This is a genomic window from uncultured Phascolarctobacterium sp. (assembly GCF_958349595.1).
Taxonomy (GTDB): Bacteria; Bacillota; Negativicutes; order Acidaminococcales; family Acidaminococcaceae; genus Phascolarctobacterium.
The window spans coordinates 53,058-72,711 of record NZ_CATWDQ010000008.1; the positions used below are offsets into that span (position 1 = coordinate 53,058).

Annotated in this window: 19 protein-coding genes; 13 read left to right on the forward strand and 6 right to left on the reverse strand. The window is 47.1% G+C overall.

The window, feature by feature from the left end:
- Nucleotides 1-5: 5 nt before the first annotated feature.
- From hemC to Q4G98_RS07490, 3 genes are read right to left on the reverse strand one after another with little or no spacing between them, the layout of a single operon-like run.
- Nucleotides 6-926, reverse strand: coding sequence for a hydroxymethylbilane synthase (gene hemC, locus Q4G98_RS07480; RefSeq protein ID WP_293718405.1), 921 nt, complete (start codon nt 924-926; stop codon nt 6-8).
- Complete coding sequence (gene hemA, locus Q4G98_RS07485) at nt 898-2,205, reverse strand: glutamyl-tRNA reductase (protein WP_298563863.1); 1,308 nt, start codon at nt 2,203-2,205, stop codon at nt 898-900. The genes hemC and hemA overlap by 29 nt, the downstream gene beginning before the upstream one ends.
- Entirely contained in the window at nt 2,159-2,818 is a 660-nt protein-coding gene (locus tag Q4G98_RS07490; protein ID WP_298563865.1) for a bifunctional precorrin-2 dehydrogenase/sirohydrochlorin ferrochelatase, read from the reverse strand. The genes hemA and Q4G98_RS07490 overlap by 47 nt, the downstream gene beginning before the upstream one ends.
- A 213-nt stretch (nt 2,819-3,031) precedes the next feature.
- On the opposite strand from Q4G98_RS07490, the gene Q4G98_RS07495 reads away from it, so the two are divergent.
- The gene (locus Q4G98_RS07495) at nt 3,032-3,628 is read left to right on the forward strand and encodes a DUF1847 domain-containing protein (RefSeq protein ID WP_177561147.1); all 597 of its coding nucleotides are present in this window, start codon (nt 3,032-3,034) and stop codon (nt 3,626-3,628) included.
- A gap of 142 nt (nt 3,629-3,770) precedes the next feature.
- Here Q4G98_RS07495 and Q4G98_RS07500 read toward each other — a convergent pair whose 3' ends face one another.
- Both Q4G98_RS07500 and Q4G98_RS07505 read right to left on the reverse strand, forming a co-directional pair.
- Entirely contained in the window at nt 3,771-5,012 is a 1,242-nt protein-coding gene (locus Q4G98_RS07500; RefSeq protein ID WP_301961915.1) for an amidohydrolase family protein, read from the reverse strand.
- A gap of 49 nt (nt 5,013-5,061) precedes the next feature.
- Nucleotides 5,062-6,528: an APC family permease gene (locus Q4G98_RS07505; protein ID WP_177561145.1), complete on the reverse strand. Its 1,467-nt coding sequence runs from the start codon at nt 6,526-6,528 to the stop codon at nt 5,062-5,064.
- Between the two features lie 287 nt (nt 6,529-6,815).
- On the opposite strand from Q4G98_RS07505, the gene Q4G98_RS07510 reads away from it, so the two are divergent.
- Both Q4G98_RS07510 and Q4G98_RS07515 read left to right on the forward strand, forming a co-directional pair.
- A complete protein-coding gene (locus Q4G98_RS07510) occupies nt 6,816-7,529 on the forward strand; it encodes a LytTR family DNA-binding domain-containing protein (RefSeq protein ID WP_298563872.1) in 714 nt (237 codons plus the stop codon).
- Nucleotide 7,530: 1 nt separating this feature from the next.
- Nucleotides 7,531-8,865, forward strand: a complete 1,335-nt coding sequence (locus tag Q4G98_RS07515; protein ID WP_298563875.1) for a sensor histidine kinase — start codon at nt 7,531-7,533, stop codon at nt 8,863-8,865.
- A gap of 10 nt (nt 8,866-8,875) precedes the next feature.
- Here the strand turns inward: Q4G98_RS07515 and Q4G98_RS07520 are convergent, their stop codons facing one another.
- Nucleotides 8,876-10,309: an APC family permease gene (locus tag Q4G98_RS07520; protein ID WP_177561142.1), complete on the reverse strand. Its 1,434-nt coding sequence runs from the start codon at nt 10,307-10,309 to the stop codon at nt 8,876-8,878.
- A gap of 251 nt (nt 10,310-10,560) precedes the next feature.
- Here Q4G98_RS07520 and dhaL point away from each other — a divergent pair, with 251 nt between their 5' ends.
- From dhaL to Q4G98_RS07570, 10 genes are all read left to right on the forward strand, one after another.
- Nucleotides 10,561-11,175 (forward strand): dihydroxyacetone kinase subunit DhaL, encoded by a 615-nt coding sequence (gene dhaL, locus Q4G98_RS07525; protein WP_298563880.1) that lies wholly within the window; start codon nt 10,561-10,563, stop codon nt 11,173-11,175.
- A 54-nt stretch (nt 11,176-11,229) separates the two neighbouring features.
- Complete coding sequence (locus Q4G98_RS07530) at nt 11,230-12,222, forward strand: dihydroxyacetone kinase subunit DhaK (protein WP_177561140.1); 993 nt, start codon at nt 11,230-11,232, stop codon at nt 12,220-12,222.
- 23 nt (nt 12,223-12,245) lie between these two features.
- On the forward strand, nt 12,246-13,127 hold the full coding sequence (gene lsrF / locus Q4G98_RS07535; protein ID WP_298563883.1) for a 3-hydroxy-5-phosphonooxypentane-2,4-dione thiolase: 882 nt from the start codon (nt 12,246-12,248) through the stop codon (nt 13,125-13,127).
- Nucleotides 13,124-13,441, forward strand: a complete 318-nt coding sequence (locus Q4G98_RS07540) for a hypothetical protein (protein WP_298563886.1) — start codon at nt 13,124-13,126, stop codon at nt 13,439-13,441. The genes lsrF and Q4G98_RS07540 overlap by 4 nt, the downstream gene beginning before the upstream one ends.
- A 1-nt stretch (nt 13,442) precedes the next feature.
- Nucleotides 13,443-14,360, forward strand: coding sequence for a sugar-binding domain-containing protein (locus tag Q4G98_RS07545; protein ID WP_298563890.1), 918 nt, complete (start codon nt 13,443-13,445; stop codon nt 14,358-14,360).
- Nucleotides 14,361-14,520: 160 nt separating this feature from the next.
- Nucleotides 14,521-15,636 (forward strand): acyltransferase, encoded by a 1,116-nt coding sequence (locus Q4G98_RS07550; RefSeq protein ID WP_177561136.1) that lies wholly within the window; start codon nt 14,521-14,523, stop codon nt 15,634-15,636.
- Nucleotides 15,637-15,725: 89 nt separating this feature from the next.
- Entirely contained in the window at nt 15,726-16,733 is a 1,008-nt protein-coding gene (locus tag Q4G98_RS07555; protein ID WP_177561135.1) for an ABC transporter substrate-binding protein, read from the forward strand.
- 148 nt (nt 16,734-16,881) lie between these two features.
- Entirely contained in the window at nt 16,882-17,877 is a 996-nt protein-coding gene (locus Q4G98_RS07560; protein WP_177561134.1) for an ABC transporter substrate-binding protein, read from the forward strand.
- A 69-nt stretch (nt 17,878-17,946) separates the two neighbouring features.
- A complete protein-coding gene (locus Q4G98_RS07565) occupies nt 17,947-18,831 on the forward strand; it encodes an ABC transporter permease (RefSeq protein ID WP_177561133.1) in 885 nt (294 codons plus the stop codon).
- Nucleotides 18,832-19,626 (forward strand): ABC transporter ATP-binding protein, encoded by a 795-nt coding sequence (locus Q4G98_RS07570; protein ID WP_177561132.1) that lies wholly within the window; start codon nt 18,832-18,834, stop codon nt 19,624-19,626.
- The last annotated feature ends 28 nt before the right edge of the window (nt 19,627-19,654 follow it).

Genomic DNA, 19,654 nt, shown 5'->3' on the forward strand with positions numbered 1-19,654 from the left:
TCTCCTTACATGATCTCGGCGAGGATTGCCCGGCCGCCCTGATCTAACATTTTATTGCCAAGCTCTTTGCCGAGCGCTGCAGCATCTGCCGCCCGGCCCTGGATCTTATCGCGTAAAACGGTGCTGCCGTCCAGCGAAGCAATGATGGCTTCAATAGAAACAGTATCACCTGCAGTAACGGCATGTACTCCGATCGGTACCTGACAGCCGCCCTCTATAAGTCCCAAAAAGGCGCGTTCAGCATCGGTGGCCTGTTGGGTAGGCAGATCATTTAAAAAATCAAGCATAGCTCTTACTTCTGCATTGCCGCTGCAGCACTCGATCGCCAAAGCACCCTGTCCAACTGCCGGCAGGCAGAAACTGTGGGGGATGATCTCTTTGATCCGGTCGGTATAACCCAGGCGGGTCAAACCAGCTGCCGCGAGAATGATGGCGTCCATTTGCCCTTCGTCCAGCTTGCGCAGACGTGTATCAACATTGCCGCGCAGATCCACGATCTTCAGGTCGGGACGTGCAGCCAGAAGCTGGGCTTTGCGGCGCAGGCTGGAGGTACCCAGCACTGCTCCCTGCGGTAGTGTTTCGATAGAAGCGTATTTATTGCTGACAAAAGCGTCGCCTGCGTTGGCCCGTTCAGTGATCGCTGTCAGGCACAGGCCTTCCGGCAGCACGGTCGGCATATCCTTCAGGCTGTGGACGGCGAGATCGATCTCACCTTCTAAAAGAGCTGTTTCCAGTTCTTTGGTAAAAAGGCCCTTGCCGCCGATTTTGGCCAGCGGTACGTCAAGGATACGGTCGCCCTTGGTAATGATCTTTTTTAAAGTCACGGTACATTCCGGATATTGCCGGCGCAGAAGCCCGGCAATATGATTGCTTTGCCACAGGGCCAGCAGGCTCTGCCTAGTCCCAATAATCAAATTTGTTTTCATCACCTATATAGTCCTCTCCCGAATCGTTGAGTAGAAATAACTCACAGATCATTTTTTTATAGCGTTCTTCATCTGCCGTACCGGCAGCATTGTTCATAGCTGTCATCGGTTCGCGCAGGAATTTATGTTCCAGACGCTGGGTCATGATGTCGATGATGCGGCGTTCTTTCTCGGTAAGGTCGGGCAGCTTGGCAAAAGCACGTTTTAAGACCTTCTGCCGCAGAAAGTTCATTTTTTCATGCAGCTGCACCATTACAGGCCGCATAGTCAGATAACGCAGCCGTTCTTTTAATGCTTCGATGCCTTCTTCAATGATATTTTCCGCGACTTTGGCTTCCGAAGAACGGAAATTTTTATTCATATCGACAACGCCTTCAAGGTCGTCGATATTATACAGCGTTACGCCTTCGATGCCGCCTACAAGCGGGTCAACATCGCGCGGCACGGCAATATCTACCAGAATAAGCGGTTTACCGCCGCGCTTGGGGATAATGTCGCGTACGCCCTGCTCTGTGATCACATAATGAGGTGCTCCGGTAGAGGTGATAATGATGTCAGAGGTTATGGCCTGCTGCATAAATTCATTATACGGGATCGCTGTACCGTTGAATTTTTCTGCCAGTTCCTGGGCGTGATCAAGATTGCGGTTGCTGACAAAAATGGTTTTAGCGCCTTTGTCGATCAAATGCCGGGCGGTCAGTTCGCTCATTCGGCCGGCGCCGAGTACTAAAATATTGGCTTTGGTCAGATCGCCGACGATGTTGATAGCCAGATCGACAGCGGCCGAAGAAACAGATACCGAACTGTAGGCGATCTTGGTTTCTGTGCGTACCCTTTTACCTACGGTAATAGCGCGGATAAAAACGGTATTGAGCAGGGTAGCAGTCATGCCCCGGCTGCGGGATAGATTATAAGCACTTTTGATCTGGCTCAGGATCTGGCCTTCGCCGATGATGAGAGAGTCAAGGCTGGAAGCGACTTTAAACAGATGCCGGACACAATTGATGCCGGTCAGATTATAGAAGTAGTCGGGCTGATACTGTTCGCCCGCCAGGTGGCGCAGTAATGTGCGCAGAAAGGCTACGCCTGCCGTGGTATCTTCCAGTACCAGATAAAGTTCGGTTCTGTTACAGGTCGATAGTAAAACGGCCTCGTTGATATTATCGTTGTTGATCAGCCGGCGCAGCACACGGACTGTTTTGTCCTGCGGGAAATTGAACCGCTCGCGGATCTCAACGGGGGCTGTTTTGTGATTCAAGCCTAAAACGATTAACTGCATCAGTGATGCTCTCCTTTGCCTGGTCAAGCTGTCCTGCATGAAGCAGGTCGATGACGGATTGTGTTAAAGTCTGACGCCAGAAAGCAGTACGCTTTTCAGGCGTTATCTCAAGAGTTTGCAGCTCCTTGCGGAGCTGCTGTAAAAATTCGTTGAATTCAGCAAAATCAGGACCGTAATATTTTTTCAGGTCCTGTGCCAGCACCCGGGTCAGGGCGGGCATGCCTCCGGTAGACAGGGTAAAGTTCAAAGCGCCGTTTTTGACGGTCGAGGGCACGCTGAAATTACCCAGTGCCGGTTCTGTCACTACGTTGCAGAGACAGGGCGCGGCGGCAGCGATCTTTCGATTGACGGCAAAATCATCAGTTGCGGCTACGGTGACAAAAGCGTCGCTGAGATCATCAGCTGCATAGGCGCGCAATTTTACCTGCAGCAGCCCTGTTTTCGCCAGGGTCGCCAGCTGCGAGTCTACTGCCGGTGCGATCACCGTCAGGTCGGCGCCGGCTTCGATCAAGGGCAGGGCTTTACGCACTGCTACTTTACCGCCGCCGATGATGACGCATTTTTTATTTTTTAGGTCCAGCATTGCCGGATAAGCAAAAGAATTCTGCTGCATGATTACCTGCTTATAAAAATAAAGTTTACAGAAGTATTAATGATAAAAATACAACAACTATAATATCATAAAATAGGATTTATTTCCAGTTAAAAGAGTGTTCCAGCGGTGTAAAATCAGGGCTGAAGATTAATTGCGGCAATAAAAAGGATTTGCTGTTCCGGCAGCGAATACTTACAGATAAACAACAACCTGCGGTAGGAGGAATGACTTATGAACTGTGCTTTTTGCCCTCATCACAAATGCTACACCAGCGGTCAGAATTGTACTCGTCTGACTCATGAAGAAATCAACGAGTATTATACCGACGAAGATAAAAAAATGATGCGCGCATCGTCTGCGACCGAGAGCCGTAATTATTTGAAAATGACGCGTCTGGAGGAAAGCGTATTTTTCGCTAAAGAAATGGGCATTCAAAAAGTCGGCATTGCTTTTTGCATCGGCCTGGCCAATGAAGCGCATTTTTGTGCCCAGTATTTCAAAAATGAAGGCCTGGACGTGCAATCTGTCTGCTGTAAGGTCTGTTCTGTCGATAAGGATCTGCTGGAACTGGAAAAAATCAAACCGGGTCAGCGTGAAGCCATGTGCAACCCTAAAGTGCAGGCCCGTCTGCTGAACGAAGGCGGCACAGAACTGAACTTTATCGTAGGCCTTTGCGTAGGGCATGATATGCTCTTTACCATGGAATCCAAAGCCCCTGTCTCCAGCATTATTACCAAAGACAGGGTTTTAGCCAATAATCCGGCCGGCGCTGTTTATTCGCGTTACTGGCGGCGGAAGCTGGGAATTTTGGAAGATGGTACTGTATAAAAAATATTTTTTTATGAAAGTCTGTCGCTTATGCGGCAGACTTTTTTAATGTAAAGCAGCAAACGGAAGGGAAATTCCCTTCCGTTTGCTTGAGAAACTTATGTAGGAGGATGATAAATGTTACCCAAGTAGCTGCAGAAGGTTATTGTTTTATGATTGTACCTTCTTTCATGATAATCTTCATATTGTTAACTGCAACAGCGCGTATGTTTTCTAAAGGATTGCCATCTAGGACAAGGATATCAGCAAATTTATCGACTTCTAAAGTACCGGTTATTTTATCTACCTTCAGCATTTCAGCACCTACTTTTGTTGCTGCAACGATAGTATCCATTTCTGAAATGCCGGCTTTTTCTACGAAAGAATACATTTCGCCGATAGCAGTGGTCCCGTAAGGTGTAAGGCTGGAACAGAAGCTATCAGAGCCAATGGTTAACCCTATGCCTTTGGATTTTGCTTTACGCAGGTTGGCGTAAACACGGTTCAGTTCTTTTTCTGCAACAGTTGCTCCGGAATATTGATCATGTACCTCTGGGATGTATGGCGGCGCGTATGTTTTGAACCATTCGTTAAGGAATTGGATTGTTGGGCAGAAGTAAATCCCTTTTTCAGCCATGATATCAAGGCATTCATCATTTAAGGTTTGTCCATGAATGATCAGATGAACGCCGGCTTTTGCAGAATCAAGGGCGCCGCCGTAACCTTCGGCGTGAGACCAGACTGGGATACCGACCATATTGCATTCGTCAACGACAGCCTTGATTTCTTCAAAGGTATAATGCTGATCTAATTTTTGATCCCAGCGCCAAATGCCGCCTCCGGTAGACCATATTTTGATAGCGTCAGGATTTTCACGCAGTCTTTTGCGGACAGCTTTACGCAGTTCCCAAGGCCCGTCTACACGTTCAGCCCATGGATGAGATTGTTCATTATACCAAATAGGAAGTTTATGAGAATCTCCGTGACCGCAGGTACGGCAGAAGCCTAATCCTGTACCGACGACACGTGGTCCCTGCATAATACCTTTTTCTACCATATTTCGGATTGCAAGGCCTGAATAAGAGATTTCTCTGACTGTAGTCAAACCATTTTCCAAACATTCGTGGGCCTGTTGTACAGCTACTACCGTTTTTTGAACGCGATCTTCTAAAACCCACTCGGTATCGTCATCGGTCAAGTTGCCGGAAAAGTGCAAGTGCGTATCAATAAGTCCTGGCATGATAGTTTTGCCATTAATATCGATCTGTTCATATTCAGGAGAGATTTGCTTGACAGGTCCGGCATAGGTTATTTTTTTGCCTTCTACCAAGACTAATGAGTTTACAATTGGTTCTCTACCGGTGCCATCAATGAGATAACCTCCAACTAAAGCGATTTTTTTCATGATAAATACCCCCTTGATTATTTATTGTGAATATGGTTTTTAATTAAAGTTATTTATGAATCTGTGTGTCATCTATGGATATCGGAATTGTTGTAGATCCAGAGGTTTTATTTCGGTGCAAAGTTTTGATGATCAGGCCTATAGCCAGCCATCCCAAAACGATACTCCATTCTACGGCATTTAGTGTAGCGGGGCTTCCGGGAACTACCATCAGAAGTATGATCAGTGATCCTGCAAGACAGGCCAGTGAGATGCCAAATTTTCCTCCTGGGACTTTATAAGGTCTGGGAAGATCGGGTTCTGTAAGGCGCATTTTGTAACAGGAGAAACTGACCATAGTACAGGCGAAAATAAAAGCCAGAGCTGAGACATTAGTAAGTGGCACTAACATCTTTTTGCCTAAAAATGGGCCGATAACAGTTAAAATGGCTAAGAGAATATTCGCTGTTTTGGGAGTTCCTGAAACAGGGTCTACTTCAGAAAAAGATTTGGGCAGCTGGCCTTTACGTCCCATAGCAAGCATAATACGGCTTGTAGCACCATAAAAAGAATTCATGGGACCCATAGGCCCGATTGTGGCAATGCAGAGCATTGCGATATACAAAAAAATATTTATTGTTTTCAAACAAGCTAAAGCAGGAACAGAACTTTTAACAAAATCAGTCCAGGGTATGATACTGCCAAAGGAATAGATGCAGACCATATAAAATCCGCCGGAGGCCAGCAGTGCTAAACTGATAACACGCCCGAATTTGTTCCAGTCGAGACCTTCAGCGGCTTCTTCTGCCTGTTGAGGAATAGTGTCGAAGCCTGCGTAAAAGAATGGTGTCATAACAAGAACCGAGATGATACCGGCAAACATAGTTGAAGCTGAAGTTGATGAAGCCGCACCTTCAACACTGGTAAAAATTGGTTGGATGTTCTCAGGACTACCTTTAACAAGAGAGATACCCATAGCAAGGATCATTCCACAGAGCAGGGCTTTAGTAAGAAATGCCTGCAGGCTTGCCGCGGCGGAAGCACCACGAAAATTTTGGATGATTACATAAACAGCAAAACTCAGAGCAATAACAGTGGGAAGCAGATAGACATCAGCCCCCATAATTGAATATAGCTTCATTGAACGTAGGATTGGAAATAAATCTCCGAACATATCTGAAACGAGCGTTGAAATAGCAATTGCTTCCCATGGACAGAGGATTGCATTGCCTAAAGCCAAGAACCAGCCGGTAATATAGGACATGGTATTTCCGTAAGTACGGTCTACATATTCAACAATGCCGCCGGAAATAGGGATTGCTGCAGTGAGTTCTCCGAATACAGCTCCGATAGGCAGTAAAAATACAGCTCCAATAATAAAGGCGATCATAGCTGCTACAGGACCTCCGCCAATGATCATCCAGTCACCTACCATCAGAACCCAGCCGGTTCCGATGATAGCTCCGAAACCGATTGTAAAAAAATTCCAGAGTGACAGTGTTTTTTGCATACTGCCTTTTTGGTTTGATGCTGACATGTAAAAGCCCTCCTTTGGGTGAAGATAATGAGAAACATGAAACGATGTCTACTAAATATTCGAATAATTTAGAGAAGGGTAGTAACTTTGTACGGCTTTACTATAGCTTAAAGTAAATCGTATTACGACAAAAATTTCATAATTGATAGATTCGATGTAATATCAGGTACGGTTTAAATTTTGTAGCAGCAAAATCGGCACTTCCAGTGTCATAATCGCAGCGATTAGTTCAAGATACAGAGGTTATAATAAAAATATAATTAACCGTTAAGAACGGAGGTGAGAATATGTTTTATATTGCTTTGTGCGATGATGAATGGCAGGCTGTAGAATTATTGACCGGTTATTTATCAGAGATCAAAAGATCGGGATTACAGCTGGAAAGTGTGCCTTTTTTGAACGGACTGGAACTGGTACACCAGTATGAACGGGGGCGTAAATTTGATATTATCATATTGGACATGCTGATGAAGCCATTAAATGGTATTGAAACAGCAAGGTTGATCAGGAAATATGACAGCGAAGTGCCGATTTTAATCGTAACGGGAACTGTTGAATATGCGATGGAAGGTTATCAGGTAAATGCCTATCGTTATATTTTGAAGCCGGTAGATAAAGCTTATTTTCTACAGGAAGTACGGACTATTTTGACATCAATAGCCAGGTTACAGAACAAATATTTCAGTTTTACCAACGAAAAAGGACTATTTAAAATAAAAACTACTGATATTTATTATTTCGAATCTAATATGCGCACTTTATCGGTTTGCCATCTGGGAGGAAAAACAAATTTTACGGGGAAAATCAGTGAAGTGGAGGAGTCGCTGAGTGAACAGAATTTTTTCAGGATTCATAAAAGTTATGTTGTTAATCTAAAACATATACGTAATATTTTTAAAGATACTGTTACTTTAGAAAATGGAGAGGAATTGCCGCTTAGTAGGCATCGCAGCAAAGAATTACGGCAGCAGTTCCTATCCTATATGAAGGAAAATATTTGATATGGATATTATGCTGAAATGGATCGCTTATGTGATTTTATCTGCGGCTGAGACGTGGATCGGATATCGTCTTTTCAATACTTATCTGACTCGTAATTCAGTAAGACAGAGTTATTACTGGTTGGGTGTGATATTCTATTTTACGTTTCAGATGTTTTCTTATGTAAATGAAAGTCCCATGTTTTCGACGGCGGCTTATTATTTTTTCTTTGCTACAATTATTGCCGTTGTTTTCTTTTCTGATTCTTTACAGAATAAGATTACGATTGCTTTGCTCTTTGTTATTATGAATTATGCATGCAAAACGGCCATGACAGGTATTGCTTTGGCCTGGGGGGAACAGACTTTGCCGCGGGAGCTGACTAATTATCGTATTGTTATGGATTCATGGTCGCAGATGATGGCATGTATACTGTTTGTTTTGAGTTTATGGGGTACGATTTGTATTCGTGAGTTGAGGCTGAATAAGCAAAATTTACTTTATGCTGTAATTTCATATCTGTTTCCACTGACTGTGATGATTTCAGTAATCATTATTTCCCATAAAAATATTGGGTTTGGATCTGTCGCGGGGATACAGGCCTTTTATATTTATACTTCAGTACTGTTGTTTTCTGCATCAATTAGCCTTTTCTACCTTCTGGAAAAAAATATTCTTTTGGATATGTCCGGAGAAAAGTCATCGGTAATGGAAGAATTGCTGTCACTGCAGCGCCGTCATTATGAACGATTGGATATATCACAGTGTGAATTACAGAGCCTGCGGCATGATATCAAAAATCATATTAGCTATCTATATGCACTTTTGGACATTGGTCATGCTAAAGAAGCTCAGGAATATATTAAGGAACTTTATACCGGTAATAAAGGCTTGCAGGGCATTATTTACAGTGGGAATATAGTTATTGATTCCATTCTCAGTAATGGTTTGGCTAATTTGGAAAACAGTGGGATAAATTTAAAATGCAGTATAATTATACCGCCTTCGTTAAATGTTGCTGATGTTGACCTGTGTATTCTTTTTGGAAATTTGATTGATAATGCTGTGGAAGCATGTGAAAGAATAGTAGAACCGGGCAGGGAAAAATTTATTGTTCTTAATGTTAACATCAAAAAAGATTATCTGTTCATTGATATCGCTAATTCATTTACTGGTGAAGTGAAAAAACAGAATAATGTTTATAGAACAGTGAAGATTGATGAGCGTTATTGTGGTATAGGCCTGTTTAATATTAGAAAGATTGTTGAAAAATATAATGGCGAATTTTCAATCAGCCATTCTGATAATGTCTTTAGCGTTTCGGTTATGTTGTCATTACTCCAGGGAAAACAATAAGGACTGCCGTTTAACGGCAGTCCTTATTGTTTTTGTAAAGCAGCAGGCTTTTAACGAGTAATCCCAAAGCGGCCCAGCCGGACAGCAGGAGGTATTCTGTTTTACTTAGTGAAGCGGCAGTACCGGGCAGCAGCATGGAAGCGATGATCAGAAAGCTGATGCAGCAGGCGCAGAAGATACCTGTTTTACCGCCCGGTACTTTGTAGGGACGGTGCAGAGCCGGCTCGCTGCTGCGCATTTTATAACAGGCCAGACAGACCATCAGGCAGGAAAACATGAAGGTCAAAGCTGCAACATTTGTTAAAGGCAGCAGCATATTACCTCCCAGAAAAGGGGCAAGCATGATGCCGGAGCTGAGCAGGAGATGCGTTGGTCTGGCTATGGGCTGGGCAGCATCGGCAGGGATAAACGCTGCCGGCAGTTGTTTTTTGCGGGCCATGGCCAGTAAAATCCTGGAGGAAGAGGCATAGAAAGAGTTCATTGGTCCCAAAGCGCCTAAAACGGTGATGCAGAGCATCAGAAAATATAAAGTGAAATTGATGTGTTTTAGGCAGGCAAGGGCAGCCAAAGGCTGTTTGATAAAATTTGTCCAGGGCATAAGGCTGCTGAAAGCCGCTATACAGATGATATAAAAGCTGCCTGCTGATAAAAGCGCAAGACTGATGATCCTGCCGAATTTATGCCAGTCCAGACCCTGAGCAGCTTCTTCTGCCTGCTGGGGGATGGTATCAAAGCCGGTATAGAAAAAGGGCGTTACTGTAAGCAGGGCCAAAACACCCGTACCAAAAGAAGCAGCCTGGGTCTGCGCGGTTGCTGCATGGACAGCAAGAAAAAGCGGCTGCCAGTTTGCGAGCCGGCCTTTGTCAAAAGCGCTGAGAAGTGCCAGCAGCAGTCCTGCCAGTAAAGCTTTGGCCAGGAAGGACTGCGCTTTGGCGGCAGCTTTTGAGCCGTGCAGATTTTGCCTGATGATGAAACCGGAGAGGCAGAGCGCGATCAGGGCCGGAAAAAGGTAGACGTCTGCGCCTAAAATACTGTAAAGCCTGACGGAACGCAGCCAGGGAAACAAGTCGCCGAACAGGGTGCCCAAAAGGGTAGAGATAGCGATCGTTTCCCAGGGGCACATGATGATATTGCTCAGCAGCAGGAACCAACCGGTAATAAAAGCAGCTGTTTTGCCATAACTGCGGTCTACATATTCGATCACGCCGCCGTCGATCGGCAGGGCGCTTGTAAGCTCACCGAAAACGGCGCCGACCGGCAACAGAAGCAGCGCGCCCAGCAAAAAGGCCAGCATGGCCGGGATGGGCCCGCCGCTGATGATCAGCCATTCGCCAACCAGAAAGATCCAGCCGGTACCGATGATGGCCCCAAAGCCGATCGTAAAGAAATTCCAGAGCGTCAGCGTTTTAGCAGCAGCTTTTTGTTTAGCAGGTTCAACAGACATAAAAAGGTCCCCTTACGAAAATTTTCAGGAGTAAGATATTGGTACTTTTAGTCTACTCTTTTCAAACCAGCGCCGCAGATAACTCTGCTTGTTTAATCATTTACAATAATGCCTGCTAAAAGCTTTCTAAAATTACAAATTCAGCCGTCGCCCAGAATGTAAAAATATCGCAAATTATCTGAAAATTAATTTACAAATGTTCTGACAAATGTTAAAATGACGGTAAATAAACATTTAAGAGGTGATTGGAAATGCTGACTTTACCTATCCTCAGAAAAATGCTGCACAGCGCCGCAACGGAGCTGAAAGCCAACAGTAAATATCTGTGTGAGCTTGATGGTGTGGCAGGTGACGGCGACCACGGGATCACTATCGGCAGAATGGCCGATGTGATGCAGGAACTGCTTGACGTAACTACTCTCAATACGATGCGCGCGCTTTTGGATGCCCTGGGTGATGCCTTTATGGGTATCAACGGCGGCAGCGCCGGCCCGCTGTGGGGCACGGTTTTTACAGGTATGGCTGAAGGTATCGACGATCAGGCTGAACTGACTGACCTGGAACTGCGGAAAATGTTTACGCAGGCGAAGCTGGATTTTATGGATATTTCCAAAGCTAAACCCGGCGATAAAACTATGGTCGATGCCTTGTATCCGGCTATCGACGCCATTATCGAAACGCAGGGCAGCCTGAAGGAGATCATGGCTGCGGCCGCAGCAGCTGCTAAAGCCGGTGCCGAAGCCACCAGCCAGATGGTAGCCAGATTCGGCCGCGCTAAAAATATGGGCGAGCGCAGCATCGGCACGAAAGACCCGGGAGCTGTGTCTATAGCCATTTTATTCGACGGTATGGCCAAGGCGTTATAAGTCTTTAAACTTTCGCAGGTGCGGAAGCAAATAAAATTTTGGAGGTTGAAAAGCATGAAAAAATTTGTTAACGATCCCGAAAATCTGACCAGTGAATTATTGGAAGGCCTGGCGCTTGCCAATAAGGATATTATCCATCTGGAAGACGGCAATCTGGTCGTCAATAATAAATTGAAAGACGCTGACCGCGTTACGATCGTCACTTTGGGCGGCACCGGACATGAGCCGGCTATCAGCGGCTTTGTCGGTGAAGGCATGGTGGATATTTCCGTAGCCGGTAATGTTTTTGCCGCTCCCGGCCCGCAGGCCTGCGTAGAGGCCATAAAAATGGCTGATAAGGGTCATGGCGTTTTATTTGTTGTTCTGAATCATGCCGGCGATATGCTGACAGGCAACCTGACCATGAAACAAGTCAAGAAACTGGGCTTGAATGTAATGAAAGTCGTTACGCAGGAAGATATTGCCAATGCACCGCGCAGCAATGCCGATGACCGCCGTGGTCTGGTCGGCTGCGTGCCGCTGTATAAAATCGCCGGTGCCGCAGCTGCTGCCGGTAAATCTTTGGAAGAAGTTGCAGCCATTGCCCAGAAATTTGCCGATAATATGGCGACGATTGCTGTTGCGGCTAAGGGCGCGACCCATCCCGCTACGGATATGGTCATTGCCCAGATCGAAGAAGGTAAGATGGAGATCGGCATGGGCCAGCACGGCGAAGGCGGCGGCGGACTGACTGAAATGAAAACGGCTGATGAAACTGCCGTTATCATGATAGACGCGCTGCTGAAAGATCTGGAGATCAAAAAAGGCGAAAAGCTTTTGGTCATCGTTAATGGCGTTGGCGCCACTACCTTGATGGAACAGCTGATCGTGTTCCGTAAATGCTATAACTATCTGGCGGAAAAAGGCATCGAAGTCGTTGCCAATATCGTCGGCGAAGTGCTGACAGTACAGGAAATGGCTGGCTTCCAGCTCTTTATCGCCCGTATGGACGACGAACTGCTCGAGTATTGGAATGCTCCCTGCCGCACTCCGTATTATAAAAACTAAGTGATATTTTTGAGGAGATAAAAATGGCTGATAAAGACGGTAATATTATTGCGAAAGATTATGGTATCGGGATCAAACCACCTCACCAGCACTTTCATGTCAAAGGGCATGATAACGCCGGCTGGGGCATGAAGGCCCGCCTGTCACAGATTTTTACGGCTGACGGACGCACGATCATGCTGGCTTTTGACCACGGCTATATCATGGGCAGCACAGCCGGCCTGGAAAGACTGGATCTGGTGATTCCGCCGCTGATGGAGTATGCGGACTGCCTGATGGCGACCCGCGGCGCGCTGAGGACCTGTATCCCTGCCGATAACCGCCGGGCGATTGCCCTGCGCTGCACTGCGGACAGCTCTGTTTTGAAAGACGATATGAGCATGGGCGTTGTTGGCAGCGACATCGAGGATGCCCTGCGGATGAATGCTTCCTGCATGGCCGTACAGTGCTTTATCGGTTCGGCCGGTGAGATCGCTTCCCTGCATAATCTTTCTTACTATGTCAATAAAGGCGAACGCTACGGCATCCCCGTACTGGGCGTAGTCGCCGTAGGCAAAGAAATGGAACGTACAACCCGCTATTTTGCTTTGGCGACACGGCTTTTGGCAGAACAGGGAGCGCATATCATCAAAACCTATTACTGTGAAAACTTTGAACAGATCACAGCTGCCTGCCCGGTACCGATCGTTATAGCCGGCGGCAAAAAAGTGTCCGAAGCAGAAGCTCTGGACATGGCTTACCGTGCCGTCAATGAAGGCGCAGCCGGTGTTGATATGGGCCGCAACGTACTGCAGGCAGAGTGCCCTGGCGCCATGCTGCAGGCGATCCGCATGGTAGTGCATGAAAATGCCAAGCCGGAAACCGCCTATAAGGCTTATCAAACTTTGATGAAGGACGTGAAATGATGAAACAGTTTATGCACGTGGGCGTACCCACTGATAAAGTTATGGAAGGCGCGGTTTACGCCGAGGCTATCAAAACCTATATCGTAGCTCCTGAAACCAACGAGTTCAATATCGAATACCTGCGTTTTGAAAAAGATACCCCGCTGCCCAAAGAGCTGCAGACTATGGTCCATGTCGCTTATAAGGTAGACGATATGGATGAACAGGTCAAAGCCAATACCGTTGTCGTTGAGCCCTGGTTTGCTGATGAGCATACCCGCCTGGCTTTTATTATGAAAGACGGTATTTTAATGGAACTGATGGAAGTGAAATAAATTGCTGAGCGGTAAAGAACGGACTGATCTTGTCAATGTTGCCCGGCTGTATTATGAACAGGGTCTGACGCAGGATCAGGTCGCCAGGCGCATCGGCGTTTCCCGTCCCCTGGTCAGTAAAATGCTGGCGCGGGCCCGTGAGGCAGGCATCGTCCATATCGAGATCCGCGCTGCGGACGAAGGCGACGCTGCGTTGCTGACAGCTTTGCAGGCCAAATATGCTCTGGCGGGCGGTTTGGTACTGCCGCAGCAGACAGATGCAGAGCAGTCTGTCCAGGCTGCCGCCGCTTATCTGGCCGGCGAGCTTTTATATGAGCGCAGCATCGGCCTGGGCTGGGGTTACCTGCTGGGTGAAAGCGTAGCCCTGCTGGCACAGCAGTGCGTACGCCGGCAGCCAGGCGCTGTGCTGCCGCTTATTGGCCGGGCGCATATTCCCAATAAAGGCTATCGGGTGGACGAACTGGCAGAAATGCTGGCTGCCGCTTGCGGCAGGCAGGCCTGGCGTCTGGCAGCGCCGGCGTTTCCGGGCAGTATGGAAGAACGGGAGCAGCTGGAGGCAACTCCTGCTTATGCGGAGCTGGCCGCCATGTGGCGCAAAATGGACGCTGCACTGGTAGAGATAAGAGATTTTCCCAGTGTGCCTGACGAAGCGACAGCTACCCGTTTTGGCGACAGCCTGAAACGGCAGCACGCCGTTGGCAGTTTTTTATCCTATTATTACAACGAACGTGGTGAATTTATCAGCGGCGAGCATGATTTTGCAGTCAGGATACCGCTGGGGACCCTGCGCCGCTGTCCTAAGATCATTGGTCTGGCCTTGGGCGCTGCGCCCGCTGCCATAGCAGGCGCTTTGCAGACAGGCCTGTTTACACACCTGCTGGTAACAGAAAGTACGGCGCGTAAAATTTTGGAGAAATGATATAGATGTTTTTACGCCTGCCCGGCGCTTTTGTACCGGACAGGCGTATTATTTTTGAACATTTTGTGTTCGAGAATGCTGTGGGGCTTAACAAATCTTGTTTTTGAGTTTATACTGTTTTTGAATAATTATCATAACAGTAAAGAAAGCTGGCAGGAAAATGCAGAAAAGCAATACAGTTTTGATTTTACGGGGATTTGTTGTTTTAGGTGTTATTTTGATGCACACAAGCTGGTTTTTTAGCAGCGGCGGCAGTGAAAATATGTTAGCCTTTTCTTCAATGCTGCTGGAGGTGCTGTCATTGTTTGCAGTGCCGCTGTTTATGGCGATAGCGGGTTATTTGTTTACAGGGCGTAATAAGCACGCTTACATTTACAGCGCTGCTTTTTTTAAGAAGATGCTGCTGTCGGTATTGTCACCTTATTTGTTGTTTTCTGCCCTCTATATAGTAACTGCTTTTGTTTTTGACGGTCATACATATACGCTGGGTGAGATAGTCGTTGATATGCTGACGGGCAGTGCTGCGGTTCATTTGGGATTTTTCAGGGCACTGATCGGGTTCTATCTGGTGTATCCGTTTTTAATCATGATTTTTAATAAATGCCGCGAGTCAGGCTGGCTGAAATACTATTTTGCTGCGACAGCTGTTTTGCAGATCTCCTGGAAGGTGTTGAATAATATTCAGTTTGAGACTGTTTGGATCATCTACCTGCTTATGGGGACAATGTTTCTGCGTTATCTTGTTTATTTTTCGCTGGGAATGGCGGCCTACTATTATAAAAAGGAATTTTTAGAGTGGATCGGCAGGAGCCGGAAATTTTTGGTCTGGCTGCTGATCATTTTTATTCCTTTGGTTACTGTATGCTGGTTGGAAAAGTACTATTGGAAGACCTATTATATTTTGGAGTTTATCTGTTTTCCACTCAATATGTTTTTATATACGATTTTGATAGCGATGCTGTTTTATCATTCTGAGGATATTAATAGAAAAAATACCCTGCAAAAGCGGTTTGTGCTGTATTTGGGCAATTATTCGTTCGGTATTTTTCTTATCCATATCTTTTTTATGTATCTGTGTACTGAGTATCTGCTGCCTTTGCTGCAGATTACGCCTTCGATGCTGACTTTTTATCCGTTGCTGTTCGTTTTGATGCTGGTATTGAGTCTGGGAAGTATGGAAATACTGGCGCGGCTTCCTTTTCACGAGCTGCTGATAGGGAAGGTTGAACGCCGGCTGCTGCTGCATAGAAAAAGCGGCAAAACCAACAACTTATAAGTTTGATTTTTCTGATAATTAGTGTTAGAATAGCGATAATCACAGCTTGGAGTTGTCAGGCTGTAAGCAAATTTTTGTAGAATGGAAGGATGGTAGTAATGAACAGAAAGAATTTACGCAGTTTGGCTGCAGGTGCGGCCCTGCTGCTGGCAGTAGGTGTTTTGGCAGGCTGCGGCGGCGAAAAGAAGGCTGAAGACGGGAAGAAAATGGTGACAGTCGGTATTGCCCAGCTGGTAGAGCATGGTGCTTTGGATGCGGCTAATAAGGGCTTTGTGGCCGGTATGGCTTCCCAGGGCTTCAAAGAAAACGAAAATGTAAAATATGACCGGCAGAACGCGCAGGCAGACCAGTCTAACCTGCAGAATATCGCTCAGCGTTTTGTCAGCAATAAAGTAGATCTGATCTGCGCTATTGCCACGCCGACGGCGCAGACGATGGCTAATGCTACTAAAGATATCCCTATCGTGGCAACGGCGGTGACTGATTATGAAGTGGCGAAGCTGGCGGCTTCTAACAGCGAGCCGAAGGGCAATGTTACCGGTACCAGCGATATGAATCCCATCGATCAGCAGCTGGAGCTGCTTTTGCAGATCGCACCGCAGACAAAAACTATCGGGACCATTTACAGTTCCAGTGAAGTCAATTCACAGCTGCAGGTCGACGTTCTGAAAAAGCTGGCGGTAGCTAAGGGGATCAACGTCATTGAGGCGACGGTTTCCACAGTCAACGATATCCAGCAGGCTGCGCACAGCCTGATCGGCAAGGTGGACGCTGTTTATGTGCCGACTGATAACGTGATGGCTTCTTCGATGCCGACGTTGGTAGCTGTAACAGATGAAGCCAAGCTGCCCGTGATCTGCGGCGAGAGTGATCCGGTACGTGCCGGCGGTCTGGCGACCTTAGGTATCGACTATTATAAACTGGGTGAACAGACTGGCGTGATGGCTGCCGAGATCCTGAGCGGTAAGGGCAAGCCGCAGACCATGCCGATCCAGACTCAGAAAGAGTTTAAAATCGTTGTTAACGAAACTACAGCTAAACGCAATGGTATTACTATCCCGCAGGATATTCTGGCTAAGGCCGAGGTCGTAAAATAAAATACACAACAGGGTTGTTTCGTTACGAAACAGCCCTGTTTTTATTGTTTTGTTTGTGTTTTGTGATAATAAATGATAAAATTATTTTATCCTTATATATGTTCGTCAAGGATCAAAAGCTATATTGTAGAGTGGAAGGATGGTCATTATGAACAAAAAAATGCGTGCTTTGGCAGCAGGCATTGCCCTGACTTTGTCTTTAGGACTTTTAGCGGGCTGCGGCGGCGAAAAAAAGTCTGCCGATAACAGTAAGAAGGTAGTAAACGTAGGTATCGTTCAGTTAGTTGAACATGATGCTTTAGATGCAGCCAATAAAGGCTTTGTAGCCGGAATGGCAGCTAAAGGCTTTAAAGAGAATGAAAATGTAAAATATGACCGGCAGAACGCGCAGGCAGACCAGTCTAATCTGCAGAATATCGCGCAGCGTTTTGTCAGCAATAAAGTGGATCTGATCTGCGCTATCGCTACGCCGGCGGCGCAGACTATGGCCAATGCTACCAAAGATATCCCCATCGTAGCAACGGCAGTGACTGATTATGAAGCGGCCCGGCTGGTTGCATCCAACAGTGAGCCTAAAGGCAATGTTACCGGTACCAGCGATATGAACCCGATCAAAGAGCAGCTGGAACTGCTGCTCAAATTGGTGCCCGGCGCCAAAACTATCGGTACTATTTATTGTTCCAGTGAAGTAAATTCACAGCTGCAGGTAGAGCTGCTGAAAAAATATGCGGCAGAAGAAGGCGTGCAGGTAGCAGAAGCGACTGTATCCAATGTCAATGACATCCAGCAGGCAGCTCAAAGCCTGGTGGGTAAGGTAGACGCTATCTATGTGCCGACAGATAATGTACTGGCTTCGGCGATGCCGACTCTAGCCCAGGTCACTGAGCCTGCCAAACTGGCCGTGGTCTGCGGCGAGGGCGGTATGGTTATGGCTGGCGGCGTGGCTACGCTGGCGATAGATTATTATCAGCTGGGCGAACAGACCGGCGAAATGGCCGGCGATATACTGAGCGGCAAGGCAAAACCTCAGACGATGCCGATCCAGCTGCAAAAGTCATTTAAAGTTATTATCAACAAGGAAAATGCTGAAAAAATCGGTATCAAGATTCCCGAAGATCTGCTGAAGGCAGCAAGCTCTAAGTAAACAGGCGCGGGTTTCTCCTTGTTTTAGGGGAGAGGCCCGTTTTTTATGGATATATTAGGAGGAAGATAGATGATAGACTTATTGATGCCGACGATAGCACAGGGACTTTTATGGGCGATCATGGCACTGGGCGTATATATAACTTACAGGGTTTTGGATATTGCTGATCTGACTGTGGAGGGCAGTTTTCCGTTGGGCGCTGCCGTGGCTGCTTCTTTATTGGCAGGCGGTTGTTCTCCGTGGCTGGCTTTTGGCGCGGCGATGCTGGCCGGGATGCTGGCCGGTGTTGCGACCGGGCTTTTACATACCAAGCTGAAAATACCTGCCCTGCTGGCCGGTATTTTGACGATGATAGCTTTATATTCCGTTAATCTGCGTGTGATGGGCAAGGCCAACTTGTCGCTGCTGCGTGTAGACACGGTGTTTTCTCTTATGCGCGACATCGGTGGTTTCAGCAATGCGCAGGCAGTGCTGTGCGTCGGTATCGTCAGTTCGCTTTTGATCGGTTTTTTGATCTACTGGTTTTTTGGTACGGAAATCGGTGCGGCGATCCGTGCTACAGGCTTCAATCCGCAGATGATCAGAGCGCAGGGCGTGGATACTAATTTTACGATCATTCTGGGCCTGCTGATCAGCAATGCCCTGGTCGCTTTAAGCGGCGCTTTAGTAGCACAGAACAATGGCTTTGCCGATGTTGGTATGGGTACGGGCACGATCGTTATTGGTCTGGCTTCGGTCATTATCGGCGAGGTGCTGTTCGGCACCCGCAGTTTTAAAAACTGCATCATCAGCGTTGTGCTTGGCTCTATCGTTTACCGTCTGGTTATTGCCGCTGTACTGCAAATGGGCATGCCGCCAAACGATCTGAAGCTTTTTACGGCGATCCTGGTAGCGTTTGCTTTGTCGCTGCCGCTTATTAAAAGTAAGCTTGGTCTGCGAAAGGCGGTGAAGTAAATGCTGCGTGTTGAAAATATCTGTAAGACATTTTTTGCCGGGACGATCAACGAGAAGAAGGCCCTGCAGGGTCTATCACTGCATTTAAAACCGGGCGATTTTGTGACCGTCATCGGCGGCAACGGTGCTGGTAAGTCGACTTTGATGAATTCCATTGCCGGAGTATTTCCCATCGACAGCGGCAGGATCGTTATCGACGGCCATGATATTACTAAAACTCCTGAGCATAAAAGAGCCAAATATATCGGCCGTGTTTTTCAGGACCCGATGATGGGGACTGCTGCCGGGATGATGATCGAAGAAAATCTGGCTATTGCCGCCCGGCGCGGGAAAACGCCGGGATTAAAATGGGGACTGGACAGTGATAATCAGGCCTGGTTCAGTGAATTGCTGCAGGAGCTGGATCTGGGACTGGAAAACAGAATGACTGCTAAAGTCGGCTTGCTTTCCGGTGGTCAGCGTCAGGCGCTGACGCTGTTGATGGCAACGCTGATCAAACCAAAGCTGCTGCTGCTGGACGAGCATACAGCGGCTCTGGACCCGAAAACAGCTGCTAAAGTGCTGGCGCTGACGGAACGGATCGTTAACAGGGATCAGCTGACGACCCTGATGATCACCCATAATATGCGTGACGCACTGCGCTGCGGCAACCGGCTGATCATGCTGCATAACGGGCGGGTCATCGTCGATGTGGAAGGCGAAGAAAAGGCGCATCTGACGATCCCAGATCTTTTGAAAATGTTTGAGCAGGCCAGCGGTGATATGCTGGACAGCGACAGGCTGCTGCTCAGTTAATGGAAATAAAAAAGACGAGTTCCTTTGA

Excerpts from the sequence above, each read along its gene's own strand:
- hemC (WP_293718405.1), bottom strand. The coding sequence starts at position 926 with ATGAAAACAAATTTGATTATTGGGACTAGGCAGAGCCTGCTGGCCCTG.
- hemA (WP_298563863.1), bottom strand. The coding sequence starts at position 2,205 with ATGCAGTTAATCGTTTTAGGCTTGAATCACAAAACAGCCCCCGTTGAG.
- Q4G98_RS07490 (WP_298563865.1), bottom strand. The coding sequence starts at position 2,818 with ATGCAGCAGAATTCTTTTGCTTATCCGGCAATGCTGGACCTAAAAAAT.
- Q4G98_RS07495 (WP_177561147.1), top strand. The coding sequence starts at position 3,032 with ATGAACTGTGCTTTTTGCCCTCATCACAAATGCTACACCAGCGGTCAG.
- Q4G98_RS07500 (WP_301961915.1), bottom strand. The coding sequence starts at position 5,012 with ATGAAAAAAATCGCTTTAGTTGGAGGTTATCTCATTGATGGCACCGGT.
- Q4G98_RS07505 (WP_177561145.1), bottom strand. The coding sequence starts at position 6,528 with ATGTCAGCATCAAACCAAAAAGGCAGTATGCAAAAAACACTGTCACTC.
- Q4G98_RS07510 (WP_298563872.1), top strand. The coding sequence starts at position 6,816 with ATGTTTTATATTGCTTTGTGCGATGATGAATGGCAGGCTGTAGAATTA.
- Q4G98_RS07515 (WP_298563875.1), top strand. The coding sequence starts at position 7,531 with ATGGATATTATGCTGAAATGGATCGCTTATGTGATTTTATCTGCGGCT.
- Q4G98_RS07520 (WP_177561142.1), bottom strand. The coding sequence starts at position 10,309 with ATGTCTGTTGAACCTGCTAAACAAAAAGCTGCTGCTAAAACGCTGACG.
- dhaL (WP_298563880.1), top strand. The coding sequence starts at position 10,561 with ATGCTGACTTTACCTATCCTCAGAAAAATGCTGCACAGCGCCGCAACG.
- Q4G98_RS07530 (WP_177561140.1), top strand. The coding sequence starts at position 11,230 with ATGAAAAAATTTGTTAACGATCCCGAAAATCTGACCAGTGAATTATTG.
- lsrF (WP_298563883.1), top strand. The coding sequence starts at position 12,246 with ATGGCTGATAAAGACGGTAATATTATTGCGAAAGATTATGGTATCGGG.
- Q4G98_RS07540 (WP_298563886.1), top strand. The coding sequence starts at position 13,124 with ATGATGAAACAGTTTATGCACGTGGGCGTACCCACTGATAAAGTTATG.
- Q4G98_RS07550 (WP_177561136.1), top strand. The coding sequence starts at position 14,521 with ATGCAGAAAAGCAATACAGTTTTGATTTTACGGGGATTTGTTGTTTTA.
- Q4G98_RS07555 (WP_177561135.1), top strand. The coding sequence starts at position 15,726 with ATGGTAGTAATGAACAGAAAGAATTTACGCAGTTTGGCTGCAGGTGCG.
- Q4G98_RS07560 (WP_177561134.1), top strand. The coding sequence starts at position 16,882 with ATGAACAAAAAAATGCGTGCTTTGGCAGCAGGCATTGCCCTGACTTTG.
- Q4G98_RS07565 (WP_177561133.1), top strand. The coding sequence starts at position 17,947 with ATGATAGACTTATTGATGCCGACGATAGCACAGGGACTTTTATGGGCG.
- Q4G98_RS07570 (WP_177561132.1), top strand. The coding sequence starts at position 18,832 with ATGCTGCGTGTTGAAAATATCTGTAAGACATTTTTTGCCGGGACGATC.